Genomic DNA, 14,799 nt, shown 5'->3' with positions numbered 1-14,799 from the left:
TTCTTCTCGCTTTGAACGCAACAAAAGAGAGAACCAATTTGATTCTCTCTCGTGCTTAATTATTTAGTCAACCCACTACAGTTGACAAAGAGCCTGGAAAACGAGCATCTCCGACTGCGGAAGTGCTCGTTTTTTTTCTATTCTGAAGCTAGTTTTTGCCCAGCCTCACTTTCTTCAATGATTGATTGCATATTCAAAATTTAATTGCTTTTCTAAGAGCTCAAACTGATCAAAATAGATAAGGTAATCATCAACTGACTGCATAGTCGGCAGTTGAGAACAATCAATGGAAATCCGTTGAAGATCATTTTCAAACATAATGCGACACTCTAAGATGACATCATTTGAATAGGGATCCTCAGATGCCAAAAACTGGCAATTGTAAATCAAGCCAATCTCATTAGCAACCTTTAATTCCAAGCGTAGCCCTTGTATATCTAAACGTGGGATTGTAGCGAACATCTCATAAATATAAGCACACTTGCTCGCCATAAAGTCTTTGATATCCATTTCAAGCCCCCTTTGACCATCTGATGCATGATAAATAGCTGAGCACTCAACTCATTTCAAGCTAACATACTCTTATTATGCACTTATTCTGGCAAAAAGTCTCGTCAAACGGTTTAAAAAGACAAATTAAATCAGATTAAACAATCGTTGGAAGTTCTTCGTCATCCTCGAAGTCTTCAACCTTCTCTTCACCTGGGAAAGGTTTTTGGAAATGACCCAAAATATAACGTGCAATTGGTCCAACAATGATAAAGTTAAGTGGCAAAGCAACAACAAAGTTTGTAATCCATGCTTGACCGTATGCTGACCAGCTAACGCCAGACCAACCAAGGTTAAAGATTAGACCATATAAAGACATACAGCTAACCATACCGAGTACCATACATCCTGAAATACCAACAATTTTTACCCAACGTTTTTCATGATGAGGTGTTTTCATAATGATAGAGATTGCTACCTTTTTAGCAATAGGTCCAACAACAAGAACATCAAGCAAGAAGGCTACAATAAATCCTGGAATATAACCGAGGAAAACATGGCTCCATGAAAAATGACCTGCAGCAATCAAGTTCCAGATACTCATTCCAAAGACCATCATCCCGCACATGAGGCAGGTGAAAATCATAGCTTCTTTAAAATTACGTGGCATTATAATACTCCATTTCTAATTTACTCTTGACTCAAGGATTTCCTAATCGAATAGGTTCGAATCAAGGGCGAACATAAGAAAACCGCTCTAGGCGGCCTCTTTTATACCAATAATTCTAGTCTAGCATAAAAAACTTTTCTTCGTAAGTAAAATTTCGCCAAAATAAAGAAGAAAACGTTTTACACATTTTCCTCTCATTTTATAGAATTTCTTCCATTGCAGTGTACTGTGGTTTCATGCCCAAACGCTCGTAAAAACGCAAAGCGCCAGCATTATCATTCCAGACATGCAAGGTGAGATTATAGCAACCGAGCTGCTTAGCATGCTCAATAGCAAATTGATAGAGTTGCTCACCAATTTTTTGCCCACGCGCAGCCTGATTCACACAAAGATCATCGATAAAAAGCGTCTTATGCTTGACCTGAGTCGTTGACTCTTCTTTGGTTTCCTCAACGATGGTAAATAGGTGCCCTTGGACCTCTCCAGACTCATCTTCATATACAAAGATTGATTTCTGGGGATCTTCAATCACTTCTTTCAAGTCCTCATCTGTAAACTTACTACCAACAGGATGAAATAAGTCTGGTCTTGCGATATGGTGAACTTCAAGAATCTGCGCCAACAACTCCTGCAAACGAGGAATATCATTAAGCTCTGCCTGTCTAATTGTCATAAGTAACCTCTTTTTTCTTACTTCTCCTATCATATCACAAGTCTTGGGGAAAACAAAAAGAAAACCAGGTACGAAACCTGGTCTTCTGCTTTTATCTCAAAATTAGGAGAGTGAGATAAAGGAAAGAAATAAAGTAGTAGTCAGATACGGAGGCGGATTGCGTCATTTATAGAAAAAAGCTAAATAAGTTCTTGTGTCATAGTCGATACTGTTATTGTGAAGAGAGAGAGAATAATTAATCATAACTATCACGACTCATTTAAGCTATAGTGGAGAGTGGCTCCATATCTTTATGAGTCTATTATATGCCAATCTGCTCAAAAGTAAACGAAGAAGTCTTGAAATGTTAGTTTTTTGTCTTGAAATGTTCTATTTTATCTTGAATTGTTATTTTTTATCACCAAATGACAGATAATCACACGAAATCACTTTGATAAATCAAAAGAGTTCGACCTCCATAATAAGATCAAACTCTTTCTTGTTTCTAAGCATTCATTTTTTGAACGGTTTGAGCTAGCAAGTCATAAGAATGATGCTGTGCTTCTTCGTCATAGATATAAGAATTGATGATAAGTTCATCAAAGTCTACTTGTTCTTTCAATCTCTCAAGCTCCAGCTTGACCGTTTCAGGACTACCGATGAGAGAAACTCGAGACATCTCCTCTACAATATAGCGTTCACGGTTAACGATATCATCTCTTTCAAAGGCAATGGGTCCAAAGTGAGGTACCTTGTGGGCAGCAATATAGTCCTTCCAAACGTCTGCTTCCTTATCGAGCGGTGGGCGAAGCCCCACTGGACTACCAGTCACGATACCTAAGAAGCTCTGCAATTGCGTCGTTGCCAAACGACGAGCTTCTTCATCCGTATCAGCCATAACGGCATTGGCACCCAAGATGACATATGGCTTGTCTAAATGTTCGGATGCCTTGAAATTGCGACGGTAAATAGCTACTGCTTCTTCCATCATGCGTGGTGCAAAGTGAGAAGCAAAGACATAAGGCAGACCCAATTCAGCAGCTAGATAAGCGGAGTCAGTGCTAGAACCCAAGATGTAAAAAGGTAGGTCCATACCAGCTGCTGGATAAGCATGAACAGGATTGCTATCTTTGAAATAACCAGCTAGCTCTGCCAAATCATCAGCGAAATGAGGATTCAAATCATCACTACGTCGGAGGGCACGAGCAGTCTCCATATCTGTCCCAGGTGCACGCCCCAATCCCAAATCAAGACGATTAGGATAGAGTGTTTCCAAGGTACCATACTGCTCAGCAATCAGATAAGGACTGTGGTTGGGCAGCATAACACCCCCAGAACCAACACGAATCTTGTCTGTATTGGCTAGAGTGTGTTGAATCAGAAGTTGAGTGGCACTTGAAGCGATTGATTTCATGTTATGGTGTTCTGCAATCCAGTAACGTTCATAACCTAAGTCTTCAACCTTCTGAGCCAGTCTGACCATGGCATCCATGGCGTCTTTAAAGTTCTGCCCTTGTCTGAGAGGGACTAGATTCAAAACTGATAATTTCACGAGAGACCTCCTCTAGTTAAATTGCTCGGCTATTTACCAAGTGCTTTAAGAGTCATTTGACCAAGCTCACGAGCTGATTGTGGGTTTTGTCCTGTCAAAAGGCGACCGTCTACCACAACATGACTGCTAAATGGCGCGGCGATTTCTACCTGAGCGCCTTTTTTGGCAAGCTCATCCTCAGTCATGAATGGCACAAGGTCACTTGTTCCATTAAGGTCCTCTTCGCTATTTGCAAAACCAGTGACCTTCTTGCCTTTGATAAGGTTTTTTCCATCAGTGTCTTTGATTGGCAATAGCCCTGCAACACCATGACAAACTGCTGTTACCAAGCCACCTTTACTGTAGATTTGGCTAGCAATTTTAGCTAGCGCTTCTGAATCAGGAAAATCCCACATGGTCCCATGTCCACCTGCATAATAGATGAGGTCATAGGCATCCGCACGGACTTGACTCGGACTAAGCGTATTTGCTAGTGCGCTATCTCTAAAGTCTTCATCACTGTAATATTTCCAGTCTGTCTCGTCCATATTCTGCAAACTATGTGGGTCTAAAGGAACATAGCCACCTTTTGGACTAACGAAATCAGCTGAAATACCTGCTTGGACGAGTTCATCATAGAAGTGTGTCAATTCACTCAACCATAGACCTGTCGGTCTATTAGCTGGGCTGTATTTTTCAATATTTGTTAAAACGATAAGAGCTCTTGTCATCTCTTCTCCTTATTTAAATTGTGTGATTTTGTCTGCTGACAGGCGGACTGATGGATATCCAGCTTCTTTTTCCTTACCGATAGCAATGATCATTACTGGAATATAACGGTCAGGATCAAGTCCAAAAGCAGCTGCGAGATTTTCCTTGTCAAAACCTCCAATAGGATTGGTTTCATAGCCATGTGTTCTTGCTACCAGCATAAATTGCATAGCTGCTAAGCTGGCATCAATATGAACAATGTCATTCATGACTTGACGAGGTGCATTGTCATACATTGGTACAATGGAAGCCAGTTGCTTATCTTTGACCTCTTCTGGCATTTTTCCTTCTTCAACCGCTTGAGAATAGATTGCGTCAGCATTTTCCTGGGAAATCATATCGCCAAAGATAATGACCATGGCTGATGATGTTTCATTTTGAAGAGTATTAAAACGAATCAAAGGTTTGAGTGTCTCTTTAGCCTGATCGCTTTCAGCGATGACAAAACGCCATGGTTGCATATTTACCGATGAAGGTGCGGTAACCGCCTCATCAATCATCTGGAGCATTTCCTCGTGGGAAATTTTAAAATCTGGATCAAAGGAACGCACTGATCGACGACCAGTCATCACCTCTTTAAATGACATATCTTTCATGAATTTCTCCTTTTAAAGTACTTGTTTGATCGGGCGCATCACAACTTCGTTCCAAGCAGTATCTTCAGGTAGGTCAATTGCCTGCTTGATTGTTGTGGCAACACGGTCTGCTGGGATGCCATGGGTCGCATAAAAATCTTCATAACGTTCTTTAATACCATCGTCAGCTACGCTCTCCAAGAGCTCAGTCGTAACTGCTCCTGGTGAAATGACTGTACAACGCAAATGACCTTCTAGCTGAGCCATTTCTTCACGAAGAGAATCAGAAATCGCTCTAACCGCGTACTTGGTGCCAGAATAGACGCCACCGCCGACATGACTGTGGTGACCTTCAACAGATGCGACATTGATAATCTGACCTGACTTCTGTGCGACCATTTGTGGGAGGGCAGCATTGATACCGTAAATGACACCTTTGATATTGATATCAATTGCAGAATCCCATTCGTCAACTGTTCCAGCCATAAATGGAGCTTGAGGCATGATTCCTGCATTGTTGATCCAGACATCAATTCGTCCGAAGCGGTCTAAGGTTAACTGCGCTAGCGCAGCGACTTCTGCATTTTGGCGGACGTCAGTCACAGCGTAAGCGACTTGTCCTCCAGCTTCTTCTACTCGTGCTGCGACAGCTTGGAGCTTATCTTGACGACGGGCACCAAGTACAAGTTTATGTCCATCTGCTGCTAGAAGCGCAGCACTTGCTTCACCAATACCTGATGAAGCACCTGTAATGACGATTACTTTTGACATGGGATTCCTTTCTGGAGTCTAGGCTAGAGCTGATTTAAGGCTGTTTAGAAGACCGTTGGTTACTGCTGGGAAGGCAAAAATCATCTGATTGAGGTCTTGGGCTGTCAAACCTTGGTTAATAATCAAGGTGATGAGGTTAATCATCTCGCCAGCTTCATTGCTCATAAGGGCAGCACCTTTGAGCTTCTTGTCTTTACCGACGATAAGGGTAAAGTGAGATTCTGCCTCTAACTTAGTTTGGAATTTGAGTTGCTGACCGAATGGCACTTCCACAATCTTGTCGTCATCTGCATTTTCACGCGCTTGCTCCACAGTCACACCGACCTGAGCAATACGTGGCATTGCAAAGACGATATTTGGCACCACTGGGTACTTGATTGGCTCTTGATTTCCCAAGATTACTGAAGCGATGTAGTCAGACTCAAAGCTTGCTGTCGGTGTCAATTTAGGGATAGTTTTTGAAACCACATCCCCAGAGGCAAAGATGGTAGGCACCGCTGTCTGCATATGATCGTTTACCTTGATTCCAAGACGGTCAGTCTCAATCCCCAAATCTTCTAAGCCCAGTCCCTCAACATTTGACACACGACCAGTCGCATCGATGATATAGTCCGTCTCAATCTCAAGTCCTGCTGCTGTCTTAACAAGGTAGCCATTGGAAATTGCTTGCGCTTCTGAGACAGCCTGGCCAAAGTGGAAGGTAACTCCTTCCTCAGTCATTTTTTCAATGACTGTCGCCACATAGTTTTCGGGATAGGCAGCCAAGGCACGGTCTGCGAATTCGATAATATGAACTTCTGAACCGAGTTTGGCAGCCATTGTCGCAAATTCAAGTGAAATAATACCCGCACCGATAAAGACCAAACGTTTTGGCATCTTATCTAAATCAAGGAAATCACGACTATCATGGAAGTGTTCATTTCCTGGAACATTGAGTCTAGCTGGTCTCTGACCAGTTCCAATTACGACATAATCCGTTGTAAGCTCTTGATCACCAGCGAGAACAGTATGAGCGTCCTTGAGTTGACCGTGAGCTCGGATAAGATCGATATTCATGTGGTCAAACATGCCTTCCATAAATGGTGCATAGCTTGAAATTTCTTCTTTTTTATAGACCATGAGTTTTTCCCATGAGATCTCACCTGCTTTAGCAATGCCTGCTTTTTCATAGCGAGCAAGACCATCCATAAATTCAAATGGACTCTCTAACAAGAACTTGGCATTACAACCGTAGTTGGTACAAGTCCCAGCTGTCACATCCTTTTCAATAATAGCAATTTTCTTACCTGCTTGTGCAAGTGTCACGGCAGCATGCCATGAAGCATGTCCTGAACCGATAAAAGTAACATCATATTGGTACATTAGTTTTTCTCCTCAAATAGTGTTTTATAGTCTGATAAGCCTCTGGCATCTAGCTCGTCATAGGGAACAAATTCCAAGGCAGCTGAGTTAATACAATAACGTAGCCCGCCTTTTTCAAGTGGTCCATCGTTAAAGACATGCCCTAGATGAGAGTTAGCCAGACGACTTCTAACCTCGATACGGCGCATATTATAAGACAGATCCTCATGATTTGTAAGACTTCGATTATCAATCGGATTGGTAAATGCAGGCCAGCCGCAACCAGACTGATACTTGTCTAGCGATGAGAAAAGAGGCTGTCCGCTGACCACATCAAGATAGATACCCTTTTCAAAAAAGTCATCATATTCACCTGAGAATGCATACTCAGTCGCAGCTTCTTGCGTAACAGCGTATGCCAAATCTCCAATACGTTTTTTCAAATCTTCTTGTGTTTCTGTCATTTTATTACCTCTTTTAATCGCACGCGATTTATTGTTCTCATTCTACTCTTATCACTTATATTTGTCAAGGAAATAAGTTTCTGTTATCATATATCTATCGTACACGATTTTTAAAGGAGATCCCATGCAACCCAGTCCAAAACTCTCTCAGCAGCTCTGCTTTTCCTTCTACACCATCAATCGCCTCTTCCACCAGTTCTACAAGCAGGCCCTAGAGCCCTATGACCTAACCTACACCCAGTACCTGGTCCTGGTCGCTCTCTGGGAAAAAGACCACCGTCAGCTTCAAGATCTGGGCAAGGATTTGGACTTGGCTAGTAATACCCTGACACCGCTTCTTAAGCGCTTGGAGGAAAAAGGGCTGGTGCTCAGAACCAAGCCTGAGAAAGATAAACGTCAACTCTTTGTCCACCTTACTGAGTCTGGGCTAGCGCTTCGTAAGGAGATTGAGAGCCAGGTCTTGACCTGTTTTCGACAATTAGAAGGCTTCACTGAAGAACAAGCTGATATGCTCCTTGCAAACAACAAGGTCCTTATTCAAATGCTGCAAGACAGATTATCATAACTTTTGAATGCAAAAAACTCTGGTAAATGTTCACTTACCAGAGTTTTTTATCATTAAATTGCTTTTGTCATAAAGCCACGGCTCTCAAGAACTTTAAGCATTGCTGCTGCAGTATCAAGAGCTGTGAAGAGTGGGATTCCTGCTTCGATAGCAGAGCTACGGATAGCTGCCCCATCTTCATCGAAGGTACGTTTTGTACCAACTGTGTTGACGATAGCTTGCACTTTTCCTGAACGAACAAGAGCTGGAATATCATTATCATCATTTTCACCCAGTTTGTTGACCAAGACAGTATCCAAGCCATTTTCTGCGAAGAATTTCTGTGTTCCTTCAGTTGCATAGATACCGTATCCGATGGCATCGAAACGACGTGCCAATAGCAGAGCTTCTTCTTTAGTATCATCTGCGATTGTGAAGACCACGTTACCAAAGGCTGGCAAGTGGAGATATGACGCTTCAAAGGCTTTATAGAGCGCTTTTTCAAGAGTCAAATCAGACCCCATAACCTCACCAGTAGACTTCATTTCTGGTCCCAAGAGACTGTCAACCTTAGCCAATTTAGTGAATGAGAAGACCGGTGCCTTAACATGCACTTCTTGTGACTCTGGGTAAAGACCATCTTCATAACCAAGCTCAGTCAGTGACTGACCTAGAATAAGCTTAGTAGCAACCTGAGCCATTGGGATATTGGTCACCTTAGACAAGAATGGTACAGTACGACTAGCACGTGGGTTAACCTCGATAACATAGACCGTTTCATCCTTAATAACGAACTGAATGTTCATCATACCAATACAGTTGAGACCGATTGCCAAGCGTTTGGTGTAATCTGCAATGGTTTCTTGCACTTTTTGAGAAAGTGTCTGTGGTGGATAAACCGCCATTGAGTCACCTGAGTGGACACCCGCACGTTCAATGTGTTCCATGATACCAGGGATAAGAACATTTGTACCATCTGAAATAGCATCCACTTCACACTCACGACCGACGATGTATGAGTCCACCAAGACTGGATGTTCTGGACTAGCCTTAACCGCAGTACGCATGTATGAACGAAGGTCTTCTTCATTTTCAACAATTTCCATAGCACGACCACCCAAAACATAAGATGGGCGAACAAGTACTGGGAAGCCAATCTTACGAGCAGCAGCGACAGCTTCTTCTTCATTGGTTGCAGTTTGTCCAGGAGGTTGTGGGATGTCGAGGTCTTTGAGGGCTTTTTCAAAGAGGTCACGGTCTTCGGCACGGTCCAAATCTTCAACCTGAGTACCCAAGATTTTAACGCCAGCATTTGACAGACTTTCTGCCAAGTTGATTGCTGTTTGTCCACCAAATTGCACGACAACACCTTTTGGTTGTTCCAATTCGATAACATTCATAACATCTTCAAATGTCAATGGCTCAAAGTATAGTTTATCAGAGACTGAGAAGTCAGTTGAGACAGTCTCAGGGTTTGAGTTCATGATAATGGCTTCATAGCCTGCAGCTTGAATAGCCTTAACAGAGTGAACGGTTGCGTAGTCAAATTCGACCCCTTGTCCGATACGGATTGGACCTGAACCCAAAACGATAACAGATTCTTTATCAGACTTGGTAGACTCATTTTCCCACTCGTAGGTTGAGTAGAAATAAGGCGTTGATGATTCAAATTCAGCTGCGCAGGTATCTACCATCTTGTAGACTGGCAAGATCTTATTTTCTGTACGAAGGGCACGAACTGCTGCTGTTTCTGTATTCCAGAGGTCAGCAATCTTACGGTCCGCAAAACCATTGCGTTTAGCTTCTTTAAGGACGTCTAGGTCACCGACATTCGCTTTGAGCTCTTCTTCAATTTCGAAGATATGAAGCAATTTGTCTAGGAAGAAGATGTCAATCTTAGTCAGCTCTGCAATTTCTTCAATGCTAAAGCCACGACGGATAGCTTCTGAAACGTAGAAGAGACGGTCATCTTGAGCCTTAACAATTTTCTCAAAGAGTTGGTCATCGCTGGCATCTACAAGCTCAGGCATATCATTGTGATAAACGCCGATTTCAAGCGAACGGCAGGCTTTTAGAAGAGACTCTTCGATGTTACGACCGATTGCCATAACCTCACCAGTCGCCTTCATTTGCGTACCGAGGCGACGCTCACCATGTTCAAACTTATCAAATGGGAAGCGAGGGATTTTAGCAACCACATAGTCAAGCGCTGGCTCGAACATGGCGTAGGTTGTTCCTGTAACAGGGTTGATCATCTCGTCCAAGGTCAAACCAACCGCAATCTTAGCTGCTAGCTTAGCAATAGGATAACCAGTTGCCTTTGAGGCCAGAGCTGATGAACGAGACACACGAGGATTAACCTCAATCACATAGTACTTGAAGCTGTGTGGGTCAAGGGCAAGCTGAACATTACAACCCCCTTCAATTTTAAGGGCACGGATAATCTTCAAGCTGGCGTCACGAAGCATTTGGTTTTCGATATCAGAAAGTGTTTGTGTTGGAGCGAAAACAATTGAGTCCCCTGTGTGGATACCAACTGGGTCAAAGTTTTCCATGTTACATACCACAAGAGCATTGTCAGCGGCATCACGCATCACTTCGTACTCAATTTCCTTGAAACCAGCGATAGAGCGCTCAATCAAACATTGAGTAACTGGTGACAACTTGAGCCCATTCTCAGCAATTTCACGCAGCTCTGCTTCATTGGCACACATACCGCCACCTGTACCACCGAGGGTAAAGGCAGGGCGAACGATAACAGGGTAGCCGATTTGGTTGGCAAATGCTACCGCTTCTTCGACTGTATTGACAATCTCTGATTCTGGAATTGGTTGTTCCAAGTCTTCCATGAGTTGTTTGAAGAGATCACGGTCTTCGGCTTGGTCGATGGCTGACAATTTTGTCCCCAAAAGCTCAACTCCCAGCTCATCAAGAATACCAGCTTTTGACAATTCCATTGCCATATTAAGACCAGTCTGACCACCAAGAGTTGGAAGAAGTGCGTCTGGACGTTCCTTACGAAGAATACGAGTGACAAATTCCAAGGTAATCGGTTCAATATAAACCTTGTCTGCAATCTCCTTGTCAGTCATGATTGTTGCAGGGTTAGAGTTAACAAGAACAACACTATAACCCTCTTCCTTCAAAGCAAGACAAGCCTGAGTCCCAGCATAGTCAAACTCAGCAGCCTGACCAATAATAATCGGACCAGACCCAATAACCATAATTTTTTTAATATCAGTACGTTTAGGCATAATTTATGATACAAAGCCCGTTAACGACACCGTGAAAATAGGAAACGTTTCGCAGATGCTCCTGCATCTAGAAACTTTCTCTTTTTCACCCAGTCGTTAGGGCGTGTTCACTTTCGCGAACTTGTACCTTCTCCTTTCTATTTGTCGACTCTCAGATCGACATTAAATAAGTCTCCGACGTGAGAAAATAGATTCGATAATAATCTATTTTCGAACTAGTGTATGAGTTAGCCAGGCAGATTAGTGCTTGGCATTTCTCAAGGAGTTAGCTTGCTAGCCCTTGAGAATACTCAGACCTTTCTATGTGTCAACTCTCAGGTTGACATTAAATAAGTTAAGTGGTTGTTTTTATAGCAACCAGCTGGTTAATTTCTCTGCTCTGCTTGAAAGGCATCAATCAATTCAAGGAATTCATCAAAGAGATAGCTTGCATCGTGGGGACCTGGCGCAGCATCTGGGTGGAACTGTACTGAGAAGGCTGGGAAGTCACGGTGACGCACACCTTCTACTGATTTGTCATTGATTTCTTCGTGAGTTACCATGAGACAGTCAGGAAGAGTTTCACGGTCAACAGCAAAACCGTGGTTCTGGCTAGTAAAATCAACACGACCAGTCGCAATTTCACGCACAGCATGGTTGAAACCACGGTGACCGAATTTCATCTTATAAGTTGTCGCACCGTTAGCAAGACTGAACAATTGGTGTCCCATACAGATTCCGAAAATCGGAATTTTACCTTGAACACCTCGAATCATCTCAAGTGCATGAGGCACATCCGTTGGGTCACCAGGACCATTTGACAACATGACTCCATCTGGGTTGAGGTGGAGAATTTCTTCTGCCGTGATATCATGTGGTACTACAGTCACATTACAGTCACGTTTTGAAAATTCACGTAGGATAGAGTGTTTGAGACCAAAGTCAACAAGAACGATATTCTTACCGATACCTGGAGCTGGATAAGCTGTCTTGGTTGAAACTTGCTCGATGTTATTTGTTGGTAAAACCGTTGCACGAAGCTGATCTTGAAGATGTTCAATCGTGTCCCCTGCATTAGCAAGCGTAGCCTTCATGGTACCATGCTGACGAATGATTTTAGTCAGCGCACGCGTATCAATCCCTGAAATCCCTGGAATGCGTTTTGCTTTCAAAAACTCATCCAAGGTCATCTGATTACGCCAGTTACTTGCACGGCGAGCATTTTCTGCAACAACAACACCCTTACAAGTCGGTGTGATTGATTCATAATCGTCACGGTTAACACCGTAATTTCCCACCAAAGGATAAGTGAAGGTCAAGATTTGACCATTGTAAGATTGGTCAGTGATTGATTCTTGGTAACCTGTCATCCCTGTATTAAAGACGATTTCACCAGTCACATCAATATCTGCACCGAAGGCTTTACCTTCAAAAATTGTTCCGTCTTCTAAAATTAAAAGTCTTTTTGTCATTTTTTCTCCTCGTAGAGACCTCACAGGGTCTCTTTAACGTCTGAAACTAAGCTTTGCCATTTAAAATAGCCTCTAAAATCGCCATACGAACGTAAACACCATTTTGCATCTGAGCCACGATACGTGATTGCGGCGCTTCAACCAGCTGGTCAGCGATTTCCACATCACGATTGACGGGCGCAGGGTGCATGATAATGGCTGACTCCTTGAGTCGCTCGTACTTTTCCTGGGTTAGACCAAAACGGTCATGGTAGGTTTCTTTAGAAAATCCTGCTGCGCTATCATGACGTTCATGCTGCACGCGCAGAAGCATCAAGACATCAAGGTCTTCAATAATATCTTCAATAGCAATATGTTGACCATAGATGTCAAATTCACTTGAATACCACTCTTCAGGTCCAGCAAAGTAGAGCTGCGCTCCTAAGCGTTTCAAAATCTGCATATTTGACTTGGCAACTCGTGAATGCGTGATGTCTCCAGCAATACAAATCTTCAAATCTTCAAAGCGACCAAACTCCTGATAAATAGTCATCAAATCAAGTAAGCACTGGCTAGGGTGTTGACCTGAGCCATCACCACCATTGACGATAGCTGTCTGAATCGTACGACTGTCAATCAACTCCTTGTAGTAATCAACCTCCGAATGTCGAACGACACAGATATCGACTCCCAAGGCAGACATGGTCAAAATAGTATCATAAAGCGTTTCACCCTTATTGACCGAACTCGCCTTAGCATCGAACTCAATCACATCCAAGCCCAGCTTTTTCTCGGCAACTTCGAAAGACTTGTGTGTTCTGGTTGACGATTCAAAGAAGAGATTGGCAGCGAAATACTGTCTGTCTAAGTCAAAGTCTGCTGAGCCATTTTTGAAAGCAATTCCTCGCTCAATCAAGCCCAGAACTTCTTCGTTTGATAATGTTTCCATGGTCACCAAGTGTTTGAGTGACACCTGTCCGTTTGTAATGGTCATACTTGCTTCCTTACTTGATTTAAAAACTGATTTTAATCCTTATCTTCTGGAAGGATTTGGTAAAGGACAATACCTAGGATCGTTGAAAAGGCAACGCCTGAGATTTGAAGACCATTGATTTGAAGCATGAGTCCTCCAATACCTGAAACAAGGATAACACTGGCAATCAAAAGATTTTTCTTATTATCCATATCAGTCTTAGATTCAATCAAGATTTTCAAACCGCTGGCTGCGATAACACCAAAGAGGGCAATTGAAATCCCACCGATAACTGGTGTTGGAATTGATTGGATAAGGGCTGAAACCTTTCCAACAAAGCTGAGCAAGACTGCGATAACTGCAGCGCCAGCAATAACATATACTGAGTAAATTTTGTTAAGCGCCATAACACCGATGTTTTCACCGTATGATGTTACTGGAGGAGCTCCAACAAAACCAGCGATGATTTGGGCAACCCCGTCACCAGTCAAGGTCTTATCAAGCCCTGGATCCTTAAAGTAGTCACGACCAGTCAAACTGTTAAGAACCATAACATGACCAAAGTGCTCTGTCATGGTAACAAAGGCGATTGGTGCCATTGTCAAAATAGCGCTTGGGTAAAGTTTAAAACTATATGAAATAAAAGGAATATCAACTGATGGCATTGACAACCAGCTTGAACTTGCTACTGAACTAAAATCAACATAAGTATCACCAGTCACAAATCCAAGGATAATCGCAAAGACATAACCTGTCAAAAGCCCCATCAAGATAGGAATGATGCTCAAGAGCCCTTTACCGTAAATGTTAAAGAGAATAACCGCAAAGAGTGTTACCAAACCAATAAGCAGATAAGGCAGGCTATAAACACTGTCCTTGTACATCACATCATTGACGGCTGTTGTTGCCAAACTCAAACCGATGACCATAATAATTGGTCCAACGACGATTGGTGGCAGAACCTTATCAATCCAATCATTACCGATTGCCTTAACAATCAAAGCAACAATCAGATAGACCAAACCACCGGTGATAGCACCCTGTCCTACTGCTGCGATACCATCTGTTTTCATTAACATCTGCATTGCTGCAATGTAAGCAAAACTTGATCCCATATAGGCTGGAATTTTATATTTGGTCACTGACAAGTGAGCCAAGGTTCCCAAACCACTTGAAAGAAGGGCGACCGCTGGATCAATACCAACCAAGATTGGTACGAGAACTGTTGAGCCAAACATGGCAAAGAGGTGCTGGAATGATAAACCAAAGAGCATAGCTGGTTTTGGCATATCGTGGACATCATATTTTACGTCGTTCATGGTTAATGAATAACT

Annotated in this window: 14 protein-coding genes; 1 reads left to right on the top strand and 13 read right to left on the bottom strand. The window is 42.7% G+C overall.

Features of this window, described 5'->3' with window-relative positions:
- Window positions 1-174: 174 nt before the first annotated feature.
- The 9 genes from JOC28_RS03755 to msrB all read right to left on the bottom strand — a co-directional run bounded on the left by JOC28_RS03755 (window position 175) and on the right by msrB (window position 7,264).
- The gene (locus JOC28_RS03755) at window positions 175-510 is read right to left on the bottom strand and encodes a hypothetical protein (RefSeq protein ID WP_205009307.1); all 336 of its coding nucleotides are present in this window, start codon (window positions 508-510) and stop codon (window positions 175-177) included.
- Between the two features lie 136 nt (window positions 511-646).
- Window positions 647-1,159, bottom strand: coding sequence for a DUF2798 domain-containing protein (locus JOC28_RS03750; protein WP_205009306.1), 513 nt, complete (start codon window positions 1,157-1,159; stop codon window positions 647-649).
- A gap of 199 nt (window positions 1,160-1,358) precedes the next feature.
- Window positions 1,359-1,832 carry a GNAT family N-acetyltransferase gene (locus JOC28_RS03745; protein ID WP_205009305.1) on the bottom strand — a complete coding sequence of 158 codons (474 nt, stop codon included), beginning with the start codon at window positions 1,830-1,832 and terminating at the stop codon, window positions 1,359-1,361.
- A gap of 484 nt (window positions 1,833-2,316) precedes the next feature.
- A complete protein-coding gene (locus JOC28_RS03740) occupies window positions 2,317-3,363 on the bottom strand; it encodes an MsnO8 family LLM class oxidoreductase (protein WP_205009304.1) in 1,047 nt (348 codons plus the stop codon).
- Between the two features lie 29 nt (window positions 3,364-3,392).
- A complete protein-coding gene (locus tag JOC28_RS03735; RefSeq protein ID WP_205009303.1) occupies window positions 3,393-4,073 on the bottom strand; it encodes a type 1 glutamine amidotransferase domain-containing protein in 681 nt (226 codons plus the stop codon).
- 9 nt (window positions 4,074-4,082) lie between these two features.
- Window positions 4,083-4,709, bottom strand: a complete 627-nt coding sequence (locus tag JOC28_RS03730) for a nitroreductase family protein (protein WP_205009302.1) — start codon at window positions 4,707-4,709, stop codon at window positions 4,083-4,085.
- 12 nt (window positions 4,710-4,721) lie between these two features.
- Entirely contained in the window at window positions 4,722-5,459 is a 738-nt protein-coding gene (locus JOC28_RS03725; protein ID WP_205009301.1) for an SDR family oxidoreductase, read from the bottom strand.
- A gap of 18 nt (window positions 5,460-5,477) precedes the next feature.
- Window positions 5,478-6,821, bottom strand: coding sequence for a dihydrolipoyl dehydrogenase family protein (locus JOC28_RS03720; protein ID WP_205009300.1), 1,344 nt, complete (start codon window positions 6,819-6,821; stop codon window positions 5,478-5,480).
- Window positions 6,821-7,264, bottom strand: a complete 444-nt coding sequence (msrB, locus tag JOC28_RS03715; protein WP_205009299.1) for a peptide-methionine (R)-S-oxide reductase MsrB — start codon at window positions 7,262-7,264, stop codon at window positions 6,821-6,823. Before msrB ends, JOC28_RS03720 begins: the two co-directional genes overlap by 1 nt.
- A 124-nt stretch (window positions 7,265-7,388) precedes the next feature.
- Here msrB and JOC28_RS03710 point away from each other — a divergent pair, with 124 nt between their 5' ends.
- Window positions 7,389-7,829, top strand: a complete 441-nt coding sequence (locus JOC28_RS03710) for a MarR family winged helix-turn-helix transcriptional regulator (RefSeq protein ID WP_205009298.1) — start codon at window positions 7,389-7,391, stop codon at window positions 7,827-7,829.
- 53 nt (window positions 7,830-7,882) lie between these two features.
- On the opposite strand, the gene carB is transcribed toward JOC28_RS03710, so the two are convergent.
- The 4 genes from carB to JOC28_RS03690 form a co-directional block, all read right to left on the bottom strand.
- On the bottom strand, window positions 7,883-11,062 hold the full coding sequence (gene carB / locus JOC28_RS03705) for a carbamoyl-phosphate synthase large subunit (RefSeq protein WP_205009297.1): 3,180 nt from the start codon (window positions 11,060-11,062) through the stop codon (window positions 7,883-7,885).
- Window positions 11,063-11,427: 365 nt separating this feature from the next.
- Window positions 11,428-12,513 carry a carbamoyl phosphate synthase small subunit gene (locus JOC28_RS03700; RefSeq protein ID WP_205009296.1) on the bottom strand — a complete coding sequence of 362 codons (1,086 nt, stop codon included), beginning with the start codon at window positions 12,511-12,513 and terminating at the stop codon, window positions 11,428-11,430.
- Window positions 12,514-12,559: 46 nt separating this feature from the next.
- Entirely contained in the window at window positions 12,560-13,486 is a 927-nt protein-coding gene (locus JOC28_RS03695; RefSeq protein ID WP_205009295.1) for an aspartate carbamoyltransferase catalytic subunit, read from the bottom strand.
- Between the two features lie 32 nt (window positions 13,487-13,518).
- On the bottom strand, window positions 13,519-14,784 hold the full coding sequence (locus tag JOC28_RS03690; protein WP_205009294.1) for a uracil-xanthine permease family protein: 1,266 nt from the start codon (window positions 14,782-14,784) through the stop codon (window positions 13,519-13,521).
- Window positions 14,785-14,799: the final 15 nt, after the last annotated feature.

This window comes from Streptococcus loxodontisalivarius, assembly GCF_016908645.1.
GTDB lineage: Bacteria > Bacillota > Bacilli > Lactobacillales > Streptococcaceae > Streptococcus > Streptococcus loxodontisalivarius.
Note: the sequence above shows the minus strand (reverse complement) of the source record. Positions and strands in the feature narration are given on the sequence as shown.

Excerpts from the sequence above, each read along its gene's own strand:
- JOC28_RS03755 (WP_205009307.1), bottom strand. The coding sequence starts at position 510 with ATGGATATCAAAGACTTTATGGCGAGCAAGTGTGCTTATATTTATGAG.
- JOC28_RS03750 (WP_205009306.1), bottom strand. The coding sequence starts at position 1,159 with ATGCCACGTAATTTTAAAGAAGCTATGATTTTCACCTGCCTCATGTGC.
- JOC28_RS03695 (WP_205009295.1), bottom strand. The coding sequence starts at position 13,486 with ATGACCATTACAAACGGACAGGTGTCACTCAAACACTTGGTGACCATG.
- JOC28_RS03735 (WP_205009303.1), bottom strand. The coding sequence starts at position 4,073 with ATGACAAGAGCTCTTATCGTTTTAACAAATATTGAAAAATACAGCCCA.
- JOC28_RS03690 (WP_205009294.1), bottom strand. The coding sequence starts at position 14,784 with ATGAACGACGTAAAATATGATGTCCACGATATGCCAAAACCAGCTATG.
- JOC28_RS03745 (WP_205009305.1), bottom strand. The coding sequence starts at position 1,832 with ATGACAATTAGACAGGCAGAGCTTAATGATATTCCTCGTTTGCAGGAG.
- JOC28_RS03720 (WP_205009300.1), bottom strand. The coding sequence starts at position 6,821 with ATGTACCAATATGATGTTACTTTTATCGGTTCAGGACATGCTTCATGG.
- carB (WP_205009297.1), bottom strand. The coding sequence starts at position 11,062 with ATGCCTAAACGTACTGATATTAAAAAAATTATGGTTATTGGGTCTGGT.
- JOC28_RS03700 (WP_205009296.1), bottom strand. The coding sequence starts at position 12,513 with ATGACAAAAAGACTTTTAATTTTAGAAGACGGAACAATTTTTGAAGGT.
- JOC28_RS03710 (WP_205009298.1), top strand. The coding sequence starts at position 7,389 with ATGCAACCCAGTCCAAAACTCTCTCAGCAGCTCTGCTTTTCCTTCTAC.
- JOC28_RS03725 (WP_205009301.1), bottom strand. The coding sequence starts at position 5,459 with ATGTCAAAAGTAATCGTCATTACAGGTGCTTCATCAGGTATTGGTGAA.
- JOC28_RS03730 (WP_205009302.1), bottom strand. The coding sequence starts at position 4,709 with ATGAAAGATATGTCATTTAAAGAGGTGATGACTGGTCGTCGATCAGTG.
- msrB (WP_205009299.1), bottom strand. The coding sequence starts at position 7,264 with ATGACAGAAACACAAGAAGATTTGAAAAAACGTATTGGAGATTTGGCA.